The 14827-nt window shown below is 64.5% G+C and carries 12 protein-coding genes and 1 tRNA gene; 12 read left to right on the top strand and 1 reads right to left on the bottom strand.

The genetic code is table 11. The features are described 5' to 3' along the window. Window positions 1-23 precede the first annotated feature (23 nt). The 7 genes from DDE20_RS02495 to DDE20_RS02465 all read left to right on the top strand — a co-directional run bounded on the left by DDE20_RS02495 (window position 24) and on the right by DDE20_RS02465 (window position 7004). Window positions 24-1190 carry an SPOR domain-containing protein gene (locus tag DDE20_RS02495; RefSeq protein WP_133240316.1) on the top strand — a complete coding sequence of 389 codons (1167 nt, stop codon included), beginning with the start codon at window positions 24-26 and terminating at the stop codon, window positions 1188-1190. Window positions 1191-1497: 307 nt separating this feature from the next. Beyond that, entirely contained in the window at window positions 1498-2652 is a 1155-nt protein-coding gene (locus DDE20_RS02490) for a D-alanyl-D-alanine carboxypeptidase family protein (protein WP_116556849.1), read from the top strand. Further along, complete coding sequence (gene tmk / locus DDE20_RS02485) at window positions 2649-3311, top strand: dTMP kinase (RefSeq protein WP_116556848.1); 663 nt, start codon at window positions 2649-2651, stop codon at window positions 3309-3311. The genes DDE20_RS02490 and tmk overlap by 4 nt, the downstream gene beginning before the upstream one ends. Beyond that, window positions 3304-4416, top strand: a complete 1113-nt coding sequence (locus DDE20_RS02480; protein ID WP_116556847.1) for a DNA polymerase III subunit delta' — start codon at window positions 3304-3306, stop codon at window positions 4414-4416. The genes tmk and DDE20_RS02480 overlap by 8 nt, the downstream gene beginning before the upstream one ends. Window positions 4417-4443: 27 nt before the next feature. Continuing rightward, the gene (locus DDE20_RS02475; protein WP_116556846.1) at window positions 4444-5259 is read left to right on the top strand and encodes a TatD family hydrolase; all 816 of its coding nucleotides are present in this window, start codon (window positions 4444-4446) and stop codon (window positions 5257-5259) included. Further along, window positions 5259-6056: an MBL fold metallo-hydrolase gene (locus tag DDE20_RS02470; protein WP_116556845.1), complete on the top strand. Its 798-nt coding sequence runs from the start codon at window positions 5259-5261 to the stop codon at window positions 6054-6056. Before DDE20_RS02475 ends, DDE20_RS02470 begins: the two co-directional genes overlap by 1 nt. Before the next feature lie 18 nt (window positions 6057-6074). Continuing rightward, window positions 6075-7004, top strand: a complete 930-nt coding sequence (locus tag DDE20_RS02465) for an AEC family transporter (RefSeq protein ID WP_116556844.1) — start codon at window positions 6075-6077, stop codon at window positions 7002-7004. A 233-nt stretch (window positions 7005-7237) separates the two neighbouring features. On the opposite strand, the gene DDE20_RS02460 is transcribed toward DDE20_RS02465, so the two are convergent. After that, the gene (locus DDE20_RS02460; protein WP_116556843.1) at window positions 7238-8881 is read right to left on the bottom strand and encodes a 3-(methylthio)propionyl-CoA ligase; all 1644 of its coding nucleotides are present in this window, start codon (window positions 8879-8881) and stop codon (window positions 7238-7240) included. 182 nt (window positions 8882-9063) lie between these two features. Between DDE20_RS02460 and DDE20_RS02455 the strand changes: the two genes are divergently transcribed. The 5 genes from DDE20_RS02455 (at window position 9064) to DDE20_RS02435 (ending at window position 14811) form a co-directional block, all read left to right on the top strand. Beyond that, window positions 9064-9150: transfer RNA gene (locus DDE20_RS02455), tRNA-Leu, on the top strand. Between the two features lie 235 nt (window positions 9151-9385). Beyond that, window positions 9386-10453, top strand: coding sequence for a recombinase RecA (gene recA / locus DDE20_RS02450; protein WP_116556842.1), 1068 nt, complete (start codon window positions 9386-9388; stop codon window positions 10451-10453). A gap of 400 nt (window positions 10454-10853) precedes the next feature. Then, window positions 10854-13505 carry an alanine--tRNA ligase gene (alaS, locus tag DDE20_RS02445; RefSeq protein ID WP_116556841.1) on the top strand — a complete coding sequence of 884 codons (2652 nt, stop codon included), beginning with the start codon at window positions 10854-10856 and terminating at the stop codon, window positions 13503-13505. A gap of 3 nt (window positions 13506-13508) precedes the next feature. Then, complete coding sequence (locus DDE20_RS02440; RefSeq protein ID WP_116556840.1) at window positions 13509-13811, top strand: DUF1330 domain-containing protein; 303 nt, start codon at window positions 13509-13511, stop codon at window positions 13809-13811. A gap of 115 nt (window positions 13812-13926) precedes the next feature. Then, window positions 13927-14811, top strand: a complete 885-nt coding sequence (locus tag DDE20_RS02435; RefSeq protein ID WP_116556839.1) for a fatty acid desaturase — start codon at window positions 13927-13929, stop codon at window positions 14809-14811. The last annotated feature ends 16 nt before the right edge of the window (window positions 14812-14827 follow it).

Here is a 14827-nt window from a genome sequence, read left to right as displayed (position 1 = left end):
ACCGCAGCAGGCACGAGGGCAGAATGGTAAGAGCAGGCAGCAGCGTAAACCCGCGAACCGCCCTGATCCTTGTTGGCGCATTGGCGCTGGCAGGCTGTCAGATGGCAACCGGCGAAGGCCCCTCGGGGGCGCCCTCGGCCAGTGGCTCCGCCGCCACCGCGGGCACGGCAAGCGCCGGCCAGCGGGTGATCGAGCGCGATATCGAAGCGCCGGATGTGTTCCAGATCGAAGAAGCAGGCCTGTGGGACGGACGCCCGTCCTTGGGCGGCGTCTGGGTGGCGCATCCCGGCGTTGGCGATCCTGAGCGCGCGATGATTCGCAACGCCGCCACCGGTGCCAGCGTGATCGGTGCCCTGTTCCGCCGCGAGCGGGAAAATCCGGGGCCGCGGTTCCAGATTTCCTCGGAAGCGGCGAATGCGCTGGGCATCCTGCCCGGGGCGCCCACCGAAATCGCGGTGACCGCATTGCGCCTGCAGCGGGTCGAGATCGAACTCGAGCCGGTCGAAGAGGCGGGCACCGCCGCCGAGGAAACATTGGCGCTGGCTGCGGTCGAGACGGGTGACGCCGCAGCGGATGCCGCAGGCGCCGCCGTCGCGCAGCCGATGGGCGCGCCGCAGGGGCAGGTCGAAATCACCTCGGAAGAGCCTGAGCGCCGCGGCCTCTTTGGTCTCTTCCGGCGCCGCGGGCCCGAGCCGGATACCAGTATTGCCCAGACCACGCTGGCCCCCGCCGCCGGCGCCGCGACCGTGGCCGCCGGTGGCACCGCTGTTGCCGCAAACGCCGCTACCACAACCGCCGCCGAGCCGCCGCGTGAGCGTCGCGGGTTGCGCGGCTTGTTCAGCCGCCGCCCTGCCGAGCCCGAGACCACGCCCGCGCCCGACACCACGATGATCGCGCTGCCCGAGACCGCCGCAACCACCGCGCCAGCCCCCGCGCCGCAGCCGCAAGGCCCGCGTATCGACCGGCCCTTCGTGCAGATCGGCATCTTCAGCGTCGAGCAAAACGCGATCAATTCGCGCAGCCAGATGCAGCGCGCCGGTCTGAGCGCGGAAATCCGTCGCGGACGGGTGGGCGAGAACCTGTTCTGGCGGGTGGTCGTCGGTCCGGCGGGCACCACCTCCGAGCGCGCGGCGATCTTGCAGCAGGTGCGCGGAATGGGATTTGCCGATGCCTATGCGGTATCGCGCTAACCTGTGACCAGCGGCGCCGCTCCCGACAGGCGCCGCCGCTGGCAAGTTGAGACAAGGGCCAGCCGAACCCCGGAGTGCTGAAATCCCGACCGCTGAAATCCGGGCCAGCCGAAATCAAGCCGGTTTGATATCCATGTCATTTGAAAACCCTGCCCGATTGGCGCTAAACTGTCGGGCAGCGGAGCAAGACCAGTAACACCCTCCAAAGACCCGACCGAGACCACACCGAGACACCGTAAAGACCAAGGCACGACGGGCCCGCGCGACCATTCCCCGCGCGCCCGCTGCCGGAACAAAGGAGACGCTCATGCCGTTTGGCTTCCTGCGCGCCATACTCGCCACATCGCTGGTCATTGCACTGGCCGGGACCGCCACGGCCCAATCCCCCTATGGGGGGCGGGCGCCGAATTATTATGTCGTGGATGCGGGCACCGGACAGGTGCTGGCCGAGCAAAACGCCGATATCCCGCTGCCTCCGGCCTCGATGTCGAAACTGATGACCCTCGCCATGCTGTTTGATTCGCTGCGTGACGGGCGGGTGCAGATGTCGACCACATGGACGGTCTCGCGCCGCGCCCATGAGATGGGCGGCTCCAGCATGTTCTTGGAAACCCGCCACCGGCCCACCACCGAAGACCTGATCCGCGGCATTGCCGTGCTGTCGGGCAATGATGCGGCGGTGGCCGTGGCCGAGGGGCTGGGCGGCACCGAAGAGGCCTTTGCGGTGATGGCACAGCGCCGCGCCGAGCAATTGGGCATGACCGACACCTCGATCGCCAATGCCTCGGGCTGGCCCAGTCCGCACCACCGGATGAGCCTGCGCGACCTTGGCATTCTGGCCGAATATCTGATCGAAGAGCACAGCGAATACTATCATTACCTCGGCGAACGCGACTTCACCTGGAACGAGATCACCCAGCCCAACCGCGTGCCGCTGCTGGAGGCGGGGTTGGGGCTTGACGGGTTGAAAACCGGCCATACCGAAGAGGCAGGCTATGCGCTGACCGGTTCCGCGCGCCAAGGCAGTCGCAGGGTGATTTTCGCCTTTTCGGGGCTCAATGACGCCGGTGAACGCAGCACCGAAGCCGAGCGCATCATCAACTGGGCCTTCCGCCAGTTCTCGCAGCTTGATCTGATCGAGGCGGGGCAGCCAGTGGCGGTCGCCGATGTCTGGATGGGCGCGGTCGATACGGTGCCCTTGGTGCCGGTGCAGGATGTCTCGATCCTGATGCCGATGATGGCCGGTGGCGAATTATCGGCGCGGGTTGAATATGACGGGCCGGTGGCGGCGCCGGTGATCGACGGGCAGGAGTTGGGCCGCTTGATCATCGAGGTTGACGGGATGACCCCCTATGTCGCGCCTCTGGTCGCCGGTGCCGATGTGGAACAGGGCGGGTTCATGCCGCGGATCCGCACCGCCGCGATGGTGCTGGGCTCGCAGCTGGGGATCTGGCAGCCGTGAGCGCCGGGCCTCGCGGGACATTCATCAGCTTCGAAGGGATCGACGGCTCGGGCAAATCCACCCAAGCGCGGCTTCTGGCCGAGGCGTTGGGCGCCGAACTGACCCGCGAACCCGGCGGCTCGACCGGCGCCGAGGAAATCCGCCGCCTGTTGGTCGCAGGCGACGCGGGGCGCTGGTCGCCCGAGACCGAAATCCTGCTGTTCACCGCCGCGCGCCGCGATCATCTGGAGAAAACCATCCGCCCCGCGCTGGCGGCCGGACAGGTGATCATCTCGGACCGTTTCGCCGATTCGACGCGGGTCTATCAGGGCGTGGCGCGGGCGACGCTGGGGCAGATGGTCGATATGCTGCACGCCGAGATGATCGGTATTGACCCCGATCTAACCTTTGTCATTGATATGGACCCGCAGACCGCGCTGACCCGTGGCCTCGCACGCGACTCGGGCGAGGATAGGTTTGAATCTCTGGGCCTCGAGTTCCAGCAAAAACTACGCGCGGGGTTTCGCGCCCTGAGCGTGGATTACCCCGCCCGCGTGCAGGTGATCGACGGTGACCGTCCGGTCGAGGTGATCGCCGCCGAGGTCTTGGACCGCGCGGTGGCCTATATCATCGAGCATGAGACCGATTCAGAGCGCGATACCGAGCCAAATCATGACTGACACCGCCCTAGAGCCCGACCGCATCGAGGGTGCCCCGCATCCGCGCGAGACCCAGCGGTTGTTTGGCCAAGACGCCGCCGAGCAGGAGTTTCTGCGCAGCTTTGCGCAGGGCCGGATGCATCACGGCTGGCTGATCACCGGCCCGCGCGGCGTCGGCAAGGCCAGTCTCGCATGGCGTCTGGCGCGGTTCCTTCTGGCCGAGGAAGAGGGCGCGGGCGGCGGCATGTTCGGCCCGCCCGAGACGCTGGATATCTCCCCCGATCACCCCGTCGCGCACCGGATTGCCGCCGGGTCCGACCCCGGATTGCTGCCGATCCGCCGCAGCGTCGATGAGAAAACCGGCAAGCTGCGCAGCCAGATTGTGGTTGATGATGTGCGCAAGCTGCGTGGGTTCTTTGGCCTCAGCGCCACCGATGGCGGGCGCCGCGTGGTGATTGTCGATCCCGCCGACGAGATGAACGCCTCCGCCGCCAATGCGCTGTTGAAACTGCTCGAGGAACCCCCTGCGGGCGCGATGCTCTTGCTGGTCTCGCATCAACCCTCGAAACTCCTGCCAACAATCCGCTCGCGCTGCCGCGAATTGCGCCTGCGGCCGCTGAATGCCGAGGATATGACCCACGCGCTCACGCAGGCGGTGGGGCAGGCCGATGACGGGGTTGCATTGGCGCAGCTTTCGGGGGGCTCGGTCGGTGAGGCGATCCGCATGACCTCGGGCGACGGGCTGGCGCTTTATGCCGAGATCATCGCCATGCTCGGCCATCTGCCGCGCCTGCCACGCCCGCAATTGCGCAAACTCGCCGAAAGCGCGGGCGGACGCGGCGCCGAACAGCGCTTTGACCTGATGGTGCGGCTGTTTGATCTGGCGCTGTCACGGATTGCCCGCGCGGGCGCCACCGGCCAAGCCATGCCCGAGGCCGCGCCCGATGAGGCGCAGGTGATCGCGCGGCTGGCGCCGACCCCGCAGATCGCACGGCTCTGGGCCGAACAGGCGGCGGAATTGGGCGCAAGGGCGCGGGCGGCGCGGGCGGTCAACCTTGACCCCGCTGCTTTGGTGCTTGATATGTTTCTGCGATTGGAAGCCGCCACCGCCAAAGCGCTCGGCTGACCGCAGACCAGCAAGCCGGACACCAGAATGACCCCTCAGATCGTCGACAGCCACACGCATCTCGATTTCCCCGATTTCGACGAGGAGCGCGATGCGATTGTCGCCCGCGCCGTTGAGGCGGGGGTCACGCGGATGGTGACGATCTGCACGCGGCTGAAAAACGAGCCCCGCGTGCGCGCGATTGCCGAGACCTATGCGCCGGTGTTCTATGCCGCGGGCACCCATCCGATGTCCGCCGCCGAAGAGCCGATGGCCACGGTCGAGGAATTGGTGGCGCTGGCACAGCATCCGAAATTCGTCGGCATTGGCGAGACCGGGCTGGATTACCATTACACCGCCGAGAGCGCGGCGGTGCAGCAGGAGAGCCTGCGCATTCATATCGAGGCCGCGCGCCAGACTGGCTTGCCGCTGATCATCCACGCCCGCGCCGCCGATGAGGATATGGCCCGCATTCTGAGTGAGGAGCACCGCGCCGGTGCGTATTCCTGCGTGATGCATTGCTTTTCCTCCAGTGCGGAACTGGCGCAGGCGGCGCTCGATTTGGGGTTTTACCTCTCCGCCTCAGGGATCGCTGCCTTCCCGCGCTCGAAAGAGCTGCGCGAGATTTTCGCCGCCGCGCCGGTAGACCGCATCCTCGTGGAGACCGACGCGCCCTATCTGGCCCCGCCACCGCACCGCGGGCGGCGCAATGAGCCCGCCTATACCGCCCATACCGCCCGCGCCATCGCGCCGCTATGGGAGATGGAATTCCCCGATTTCGCCCGCCAGACCAGCGAAAATTTCGACCGGCTGTTCACCAAAGCTGCAAGCGCCACGATCACAGATCAAGGACAGGCCACGTAATGGCGCTGCTCAGGGCCACGATACTGGGCTGCGGCTCGTCTGGCGGGGTGCCAAGGCTGGGCGGTGAATGGGGCGCCTGTGACCCCGCGAACCCGCGCAATAGGCGGCGGCGCTGCTCGATGTTGCTGGAACGCGACGGGCCCGAGGGCACCACGCGGGTCTTGATCGACACCTCGCCGGATATGCGCGACCAGCTTTTGGGCGCAGGGGTCGGCGAACTTGATGCGGTTGCCTATACCCATAGCCATGCCGATCACGTCCACGGGATTGATGACCTGCGGATGATCGTGTTCAACACCCGCAAACGCCTGCCGGTCTGGGCCGACGGGCCGACGCAGGACGCACTCCTGTCGCGGTTCGGCTATGCTTTTGTGCAGCCCGCAGGCTCGCCCTATCCGCCGATCTTGGACCTGCACACGATTGATGGCGCCTTTACCATTGAGGGCGCCGGCGGGCCGATCACCCTGCATCCGTTCCGCGCCGATCACGGCAGTATGGATGCGCTGGGGTTTCGGGTCGGCGGGTTGGCCTATCTGCCCGATGTGGTGCGTATCCCCGAGGAAAGCTGGCGGATGCTGGACGGGTTGGAATGCTTCGTCGTCGATGCGCTGCGCCGCAAACCGCATCCGACCCATGCCCATCTGGCGCTGACGCTGGAATGGATTGAACGCGCCGCACCAAAACGCGCGGTGCTGACCAATATGCATGTCGATCTCGATTACGCGACGCTGGAGGCCGAGACGCCCGATCATATCACGCCGGCCTATGACGGGCTGGTGATCGAGGTCGGCCTATGAGCCGAGGGGCGCCCTGATATGCAAGCGCTTCTCGATGTCATCCTGCCGGTGTTTCTGGTTGTCGCGGCGGGCTATGCGGCAACCTGGCGCGGGCTGATGGGCGAGACGGCGGTCGAAGCGCTGATGACATTTGCCCAGAGCATTGCGATTCCGGTGATGCTGTTTCTGGCGCTGACCCGGCTTGATCTGGGGCAGGTGTTTGAATGGCGGCTGTTGTTGAGTTTCTACACCGGCGCGCTGGGCGGGTTTCTGGCCGGGCTTCTGGGCACGCGGTTTCTCTTCGGGCGCGATTGGGAGGATGCGGTGGCGGTGGGTTTCCTCTGCCTGTTCTCGAACTCGGTGCTTTTGGGGCTGCCGATTTCGGAGCGCGCCTACGGCGAGCCCTCGCTGGTCTTTAACTATGCGATCATCTCCATGCACGCGCCGTTTTGCTATGCGGTCGGGATCATGGCGATGGAGGGGGTGCGGGCGCGCGGGGCGGGGCTTTTGCGCACCTCGGGGCGGGTGGCCAACGCGCTGATCCGCAACCCTCTGGTGATCGGTATCGGGCTGGGCGCGCTGGTCAATCTGGCCGGGATCACCCTGCCCGGTGCGGTGATGGACGGTGCCGGTCTGCTGGCGCAGGCGGGGCTGCCGGCGGCGCTGTTTGGTCTCGGCGGGGTGCTTTGGCGCTATAAGCCCGAGGGGGATTTTCGCCTGATCGCCTATGCGGTGGCGGTCTCGCTCTTGCTGCATCCGCTGGTCACCTGGAGCATGGGGCATCTGCTGGCGGTCGAGCCCGCCCCCTTCCGCGCCGCCGTGGTCACCGCCGCCATGGCGCCGGGGATCAACGCCTATCTCTTTGCCAATATGTATGGGCGCGCCAAACGGGTGGCGGCCTCGACGGTGCTGGTGGCGACCTGCATGTGTGTGGTTTCGGCTTGGGGGTGGATGGCGGTGCTGGGGTGAAGCGGGGCGGCGCTTGGGGGCATCGAGCCCCCGCGCGCCGCATGGGGCCCGCCCCATACGCGGCCAAGGGGGTTTTCCACCCCCTTGGAGACCCCCGAGGATATTTAGGGCATAAAGTGGGGTTAACGCGTCGCGCTCAATGAGATTAGAGCGTTCGCCGGTTGGCGTGAGGCAGCTATGGCAAAGCCAATGCGTTCACGCCAACCGGTGAATTCAATCGGGCGCGGCATGCCCTAGGCGGTGGGCAATTCGTAGCCGTCGAAATCCTCGCGCAGTTTGTTCTTCTGCATTTTGCCGGTGGCGCCGAGGGGGATATCGCTGACGAAAGCGACATCATCGGGCAGCCACCATTTGGCGACCTTACCGTCGAAATAGCCGAGGATCTCGTCCTTGCTGGCCTCCATACCCGGCTTCAGCATCACCACCAAGAGCGGGCGCTCGTCCCATTTCGGATGCGGGATCGCGATACAGGCGGCCATGGCAATTGCCGGATGGCCCATGGCGATATTCTCGATGTCGATCGAGGAGATCCACTCGCCACCGGATTTGATCACATCCTTGGTGCGGTCGGTGATATGCATGAACCCCTCGGGGCTGATCGTCGCCACATCACCGGTCGGAAACCAGCCCAGCCCGGCGCTGTCAAAGCGCAGCGGCCCGTCGCCCTCGCGGTTGTAATAGCTGTCGAGCACCCACGGCCCGCGGACCAACAGCTCGCCCGAGGCTTTGCCGTCCCATGGCAGTTCCGCCCCCGCCTCGTCGATGATTTTCATATCAACGCCGTAGATCGCCCGGCCTTGGGTGTTTTTCACCGCGAGGATCTCTTCGGGCGAAAGGTCCAGCTGCGTGCCGGTGAGGGTGCTGACCGTGCCCAGAGGGCTCATCTCGGTCATCCCCCAAGCGTGCAGCACGGTGACATCGTAGTCTTCTTCAAAAGCGCGCAGCATCGCCGGCGGGCAGGCCGAGCCGCCGATCACCGTGCGCCGCATGCTGGTGAATTTGCCACCACTGGCCTCGACATGCGCCAAGAGCCCCTGCCAGACCGTGGGCACGCCTGCCGCCACGGTGACGCCCTCGGCCTCGAAGAGATCATGCAGCGATTTACCGTCGAGCGCCGGCCCCGGAAACACCAGTTTCGCGCCAACCAGACAGGCGGAATAGGGGATGCCCCAGGCGTTGACATGGAACATCGGCACCACCGGCAGCACCGCATCGCGCGACGAGAGGTTGAGCGCATCGGGCACCGCCGCGCCGTAGGAATGCAGCACCGTCGAGCGGTGGGAGTAGAGCACGCCCTTGGGATTGCCGGTGGTGCCCGAGGTGTAGCACAGCGACGACGCGGTGTTCTCGTCGAACTGCGGCCAGTCGTAATCCTCCGAGGCACCCTCGAGCAGATCCTCATAGCACAGCAGATTCGGAATACCGGTCTCGGCAGGCATATGATCGCGGTCGGCCATTAGCACGAAATGCTTGATCGTCGAGAACCGCTTGGCCGTCGCCTCGACCAGCGGCAGGAAGGTTAGATCGAAACACAGCACCTGATCGCCCGCGTTATCGGCAATCCAGACCAGTTGATCGGGATGCAGACGCGGGTTCAGCGTGTGCAGCACCAGCCCCGAACCCGAGGCGCCGTAGTAAAGCTCCATATGCCGGTAGCCGTTCCAGGCCAGCGTGCCGACCCGCTGCGAGGCCGAGAGCCCGAGACCGGCCAGCGCATTGGCCAGCCTGCGCGCCCGCGACGCCAGTTCGCGGTAGGTATAGCGGTGGATATCGCCTTCGACACGGCGCGAGACGATCTCGCGGTCGCCGTGGTGGCGTTCGGCATGTACCAACAGGCTGGAAATCAGCAGCGGCTGGCTCATCATTTGACCAAGCATTCGGGCCTCCCTTTTTGCCGACAATGGGTAGGCAATTGCCGCGCGTGGTCAAGGGAGGGTGGCGAAACTGGGCGAATTGTGACTTCGCGTCATCGAAATCCGCAGGGATACGGGGCAGGGCGCGGGGAGAAATTCACTTTCAGGGCTTGAGCGCGGCGGCGCGGCTGCTATGACGGGGCGGGGGCCGCTTGCTGGAATCGGTAGACAGACCGGACTTAAAATCCGTTGCTCGTATGGGCGTGTGGGTTCAAGTCCCACAGCGGCCACCATTTTTACCCAGATATCCGCCATAGGGCGGCGGTTTCGCGGGGCTTTGCGCGCGTTTCACGCTGCGATTTTGGCGCGGATACCGGGCGTAACGATTTGTTAACCCTGCTCAATCACCATGATCCTGCAGATAATGCTTGTAATGTTCTCACTTTGTCCGCATATATGGCTGGAACACATGGCGAACAAACGCCGTATTGCTGCCCGCAGCGGGCTATGAAATAAGAGGTCAACCCTATGGCAACCGCGAGCCTTCTTGACATGACCGATAAACGTGCCGCCGATAAACAAAAGGCGCTGGACTCCGCTCTAGCGCAGATTGAGCGCCAATTTGGCAAAGGCTCGATCATGAAACTGGGCGCCGATAATCCGGTCGCCGAGATCGCCTCCACCTCGACCGGCTCTTTGGGGCTGGATATCGCGCTGGGCATTGGTGGGCTGCCGAAAGGCCGCATCATCGAGATTTACGGGCCGGAAAGCTCGGGTAAAACCACGCTGACCCTGCATGTGCTGGCCGAAGAGCAGAAAAAAGGCGGGATCTGCGCCTTTGTCGACGCCGAACACGCGCTGGATCCGCAATACGCCAAGAAATTGGGCGTGAATCTGGACGAGCTGCTGATTTCGCAGCCCGACACCGGTGAACAGGCGCTCGAAATCGTCGATACATTGGTGCGCTCGGGCGCGGTCAGTGTGATTGTCGTCGATTCGGTCGCCGCCCTGACCCCGAAGTCCGAGCTTGAGGGCGATATGGGTGACAGCAGCGTCGGCGTTCACGCCCGTCTGATGAGCCAGGCAATGCGCAAACTCACCGGCTCGATCTCGCGCTCGAACACGATGGTGATTTTCATCAACCAGATCCGCATGAAGATCGGCGTGATGTTCGGCTCGCCCGAAACCACCACCGGCGGCAATGCGTTGAAATTCTACTCCTCGGTGCGTCTGGACATCCGCCGCATCGGCGCGATCAAGGACCGCGATGAAATCGTCGGCAACGCCACCCGCGTGAAAGTGGTGAAAAACAAGGTCGCGCCGCCGTTCAAACAGGTCGAATTCGACATCATGTATGGCGAAGGCATCTCGAAAACCGGTGAGCTTTTGGATATCGGCGTGAAGGCCGGTGTCGTGGAGAAATCCGGCTCCTGGTATTCCTATGGCGATGAGCGAATCGGTCAGGGGCGTGAAAACGCGAAGAATTACCTGAAAACCAATCCGACCATCGCGCTGGAGATCGAAGACAAGATCCGCGCCGCCAACGGGCTGGATTTCGATCTCGACCGCAGTGATGGTGAAGTGCTGGATGAGTGACGGGTAGACCTGCGTCACCGCGATTAGATAGGCCGCCCGTTGTGCAAACGGGCGGCTTTTTTATTGCAAGACGGTAGGAATTTCGCCCGCGCAATGCGCAAAGGGCCGCGCCCGACCCTTGGGTGGGCGCAGGTGTCGGCGCCACAACGCGGTGCACCTCAAAGCATCCATGTCGGATGAGCCGCCCCGAATTTCGCCAAAGCGCCCTCCCGGGGTGAGGGTCGGGCGCGGCCCGGGGTTCCCCCGTGCGAGCCAGCGGATAGGTGGCATCTCAAAACCCGTCCAACCGCCACCGATCCCCGGAACTGCGCCTGTTTGGTGGACAGCGCAAAGCCAAGCGGATAAACCCTGTGCCGACCGCCCCTTGCGGGCAAAAGCGCCTCAGGAAAGACCCCGCCCAATGGCCAGCCTAAACGATATTCGCTCGACTTTTCTCGATTACTTCCGCCGTCAGGGCCACGCTGTGGTTGACAGCTCGCCCCTGGTGCCGCGGAACGACCCGACCCTGATGTTCGTGAACTCCGGCATGGTGCAGTTCAAAAACGTTTTCACCGGCATCGAGCACCGCGATTACACCCGTGCCACGACCTCGCAAAAATGCGTGCGCGCCGGTGGCAAACACAACGATCTCGACAATGTCGGCTATACCGCGCGCCACCATACCTTCTTTGAAATGCTGGGCAATTTCAGCTTCGGCGATTATTTCAAAGCCGAGGCGATCCCCTTTGCTTGGGAACTCCTGACCAAGGATTTCGACATCCCCAAGGACAAGCTGCTGGTCACCGTCTATCACACCGATGACGAGGCCGCGGAGATGTGGAAAAAGGTCGCCGGTTTCTCCGACGACCGGATCATCCGCATTCCCACCGACGATAATTTCTGGCGCATGGGGCCGACGGGTCCCTGCGGCCCTTGCACCGAGATTTTCTTTGACCACGGCGACCATATCTGGGGCGGCCCTCCGGGCAGTGCCGAGGAAGACGGCGACCGGTTCATCGAGATCTGGAACCTCGTGTTCATGCAAAACGAGCAGCTCGAAAACGGCGATATGATCGACCTGCCGAACCAGTCGATCGACACCGGCATGGGGCTTGAGCGGATCGGCGCACTGCTGCAAGGCAAACACGACAATTACGACACCGATCTGATGCGCGGCCTCATCGAGGCTTCGGCCAATCTGACCGATGGCGCGCCGGATGGTCACGGCAAAATGCACCACCGGGTGATTGCCGACCACCTGCGCTCGACCGCGTTTTTGATCGCCGATGGCGTCATGCCGTCGAATGAAGGGCGCGGCTATGTGCTGCGCCGGATCATGCGCCGCGCCATGCGTCACGCGCATATGCTCGGCGCGCAGGATCCGGTGATGTACCGTCTGGTCAGCGATCTGGTGCGCGCGATGGGCGGCCATTACACCGAGTTGCGTCAGGCCGAAGCGCTGATCACCGAGACGCTGGAGCAGGAAGAAAAACGCTTCCGCACCACGCTGGATCGCGGTTTGAAACTGCTCGACGGTGAGCTGGACCGGCTCGCCGATGGCGCAACCCTGCCCGGCGAGGCGGCGTTCCGGCTCTATGACACCTACGGTTTCCCGCTGGATCTGACGCAGGATGCGCTGCGCGAAAAGGGCCGCGAAGTGGATGTCGCGGGCTTCGAGGCGGCGATGGCCGAGCAAAAAGCCAAGGCCCGCGCCTCGTGGTCGGGCTCGGGCGAGGCGGCCAATTCGGCGGTTTGGTTTGAGTTGGAAGACACCCACGGCGCCACCGAATTCCTCGGCTATGACACCGAGAGCGCCGAGGCGCAGGTGCTGGCTTTGGTCGTCGACGGCAAGACCGCGAATAGCGCCAAGGGCGAGGTGCAGGTGGTGGTGAACCAGACCCCGTTCTACGCCGAATCCGGCGGACAGGTCGGCGATCAGGGCTTTATCCGCTGGGACAATGGCGAGGCCGTGGTCACGGATACCCGCAAGGTTAACGGGATATTCACCCATATCGCCAAGATCACCGAGGGCGAATTGCAGCCCGGCATGCCGGTGAAACTGGAGGTCGCGCATGACCGCCGCACCGCGATCCGCGCCAACCACTCGGCGACGCATCTACTGCATGAGGCGCTGCGCCGCGCACTTGGCGACCATGTCGCGCAGCGCGGCTCGCTGAATGCGCCGGACCGGCTGCGGTTTGATTTTTCCCATGGCAAGGGGCTGAGCGCCGAGGAACTCGCCAATGTCGAGGCCGAGGTCAACGGGTTCATCCGCCAGAATGACAGGGTTGAGACCCGCATCATGACCCCCGATGACGCCCGCGCTTTGGGCGCGCAGGCGCTGTTTGGCGAGAAATACGGCGACGAAGTGCGCGTGGTCTCGATGGGGCGCGCGCGCGGATCCGGCAAGGGCGGCGACGGCAATACCTATTCGCTGGAGCTTTGCGGCGGCACCCATGTCACGCGCACCGGCGACATCGGCGCCTTTGTGCTTCTGGGCGATTCGGCCTCCTCCTCGGGCGTGCGCCGCATTGAGGCGCTGACCGGGGATATCGCGCTGGCCCATCTGCGCCAGCAGGAAGCGCGGCTGATCGATGTTGCCAACACCATCAAAGCGCCGCTCGCCGAGGTTGCCGAGCGGGTCAAAGCGCTGGCCGATGAACGCCGCGCGCTGGCCAATGAGGTGGCGCAGCTCAAGCGCGATCTGGCCATGGGCGGCGGTGGCGGCGCCGGTGTCGAAGCGCGCGAGATCAACGGCGTCAAGCTGATCGCGCAGGTGCTTTCGGGGGTCTCGGGCAAGGATCTGCCGGCGATGGTCGACACGATGAAAGAGAAAATCGGCTCGGGCGTGGTGTTGCTGATCGCTGATACCGGCGCGAAACCTGCCGTTGCGGCGGGGGTCACCGGTGATTTGACCGGCACGATCTCGGCCGTCGATGTGGTTAAAACCGCGGTTACCGAACTCGGTGGCAAAGGCGGAGGCGGCCGTCCCGATATGGCGCAGGGCGGCGGCAAGGATATCGCCACCGCCGACGCCGCGATTGCCGCCGTTGAAACCCTGATCAAAGGATAAATCATGCCCAAAGCCCTGTGGATCGCCCATGTCGAGGTCACCGATGCCGACGCCTACGCCCGTTACGCCGAAGGCGCGGGTCCGGCGATTGCCAAACACGGCGGCAAATTCATCGCCCGTGGCGCGCGCTATGTGACCCTTGAGGGCAGTGAGCGCGCCCGCCATGTGGTCGCGGTCTTCCCCTCGCTCGAGGCCGGCGAGACCTGCTATCATTCGGCGGAATATCAGGCGGCGCTCGATCATGCGCGCGGCGCTTCGGTGCGTGATTTGATGATTGTCGAACTTCTGGATGACGCCGAACTCTGAGCGCGTTAACCATTAACACCCGATCCCCCGCCGCCATTAATCGCTTCGGCGGGGGATCACCACGCGCGCCAAGAGGCCGCTTGACAGGCGCCGCGCGCGGCAACAGCCTGTCGCCATGACGCATAGTGAATTCCTCTCTTCCCTACCGCCCGAGACCCGCAACGCGCTGACTGCGCGCTCAAAATGGCGCGGGATCGCCCATCTGGCGGGGCATACGGGCGCGAATCTGCTGGTCGGCGGGCTGATCTTGCTGAAAGTGCCGCTCTGGTGGGCGCTGTTGCCGGTGCAGGGCGTGCTCTTGGTCGCGCTGTTTACCCTGCAGCATGAATGCACCCATAAGACCCCCTTTGCCTCGGATTGGCTGGCCGATCGCGTCGGGCAGGTCTGCGGCTTTATCCTCGTTAACCCCTTCATCTGGTTTCGCTATTTCCATCTGGCGCATCACCGCTTCACCAATCTCGACGGCAAGGATCCCGAGCTTGAGGGCACCAAACCCGAGACCCGCCGCGCTTGGGCCTGGCATGTCTCGGGCTTCCCCTATTGGGCCTCGGCAGCGCGGTTGATGGCGGCGCTGGTCACCGGCAAATTCCGCGCCGATTACCTGCCCGCACGCGCCCGCCCGCAGGCGATCCGCGAGGCAAGGATCATGGCGCTGCTATATGCCGCATCGGCGCTCTCACTCCTCTGGACGCCGGCGCTCTTCTGGGTCTGGCTCTTGCCGGTGTTCCTCGCGCAGCCGGTGTTGCGGCTCTATCTCTTGGCCGAACACGGTGATTGCCCGCGCGTTGCCGATATGTTCGCCAACACCCGCACCACCTTCACCAGCGCCATCATCCGGTTTCTGGCGTGGAACATGCCCTACCATGTCGAACACCATGTGTTCCCCTCGGTGCCCTTCCATAATCTGCCGGCTTTGCATGATCTGATCCGCAGTGATTTGCAGGTCACCGCCGAAGGCTATATCGCCTTCACACGGGCCTATCTGGCGCGGCGGAGCTAAGCCGAGGCGCAGCCCG

This window comes from Pararhodobacter oceanensis (assembly GCF_003076755.1).
GTDB lineage: Bacteria > Pseudomonadota > Alphaproteobacteria > Rhodobacterales > Rhodobacteraceae > Pararhodobacter > Pararhodobacter oceanensis.
This window is presented reverse-complemented; position numbering and strand designations above follow the sequence as displayed.

What these genes read in the sequence shown, in the direction of transcription:
- DDE20_RS02495 (WP_133240316.1), top strand. Translation starts at nt 24, where the DNA reads ATGGTAAGAGCAGGCAGCAGCGTAAACCCGCGAACCGCCCTGATCCTT.
- DDE20_RS02490 (WP_116556849.1), top strand. Translation starts at nt 1,498, where the DNA reads ATGCCGTTTGGCTTCCTGCGCGCCATACTCGCCACATCGCTGGTCATT.
- DDE20_RS02480 (WP_116556847.1), top strand. Translation starts at nt 3,304, where the DNA reads ATGACTGACACCGCCCTAGAGCCCGACCGCATCGAGGGTGCCCCGCAT.
- DDE20_RS02475 (WP_116556846.1), top strand. Translation starts at nt 4,444, where the DNA reads ATGACCCCTCAGATCGTCGACAGCCACACGCATCTCGATTTCCCCGAT.
- DDE20_RS02470 (WP_116556845.1), top strand. Translation starts at nt 5,259, where the DNA reads ATGGCGCTGCTCAGGGCCACGATACTGGGCTGCGGCTCGTCTGGCGGG.
- DDE20_RS02465 (WP_116556844.1), top strand. Translation starts at nt 6,075, where the DNA reads ATGCAAGCGCTTCTCGATGTCATCCTGCCGGTGTTTCTGGTTGTCGCG.
- DDE20_RS02460 (WP_116556843.1), bottom strand. Translation starts at nt 8,881, where the DNA reads ATGCTTGGTCAAATGATGAGCCAGCCGCTGCTGATTTCCAGCCTGTTG.
- recA (WP_116556842.1), top strand. Translation starts at nt 9,386, where the DNA reads ATGGCAACCGCGAGCCTTCTTGACATGACCGATAAACGTGCCGCCGAT.
- alaS (WP_116556841.1), top strand. Translation starts at nt 10,854, where the DNA reads ATGGCCAGCCTAAACGATATTCGCTCGACTTTTCTCGATTACTTCCGC.
- DDE20_RS02440 (WP_116556840.1), top strand. Translation starts at nt 13,509, where the DNA reads ATGCCCAAAGCCCTGTGGATCGCCCATGTCGAGGTCACCGATGCCGAC.
- DDE20_RS02435 (WP_116556839.1), top strand. Translation starts at nt 13,927, where the DNA reads ATGACGCATAGTGAATTCCTCTCTTCCCTACCGCCCGAGACCCGCAAC.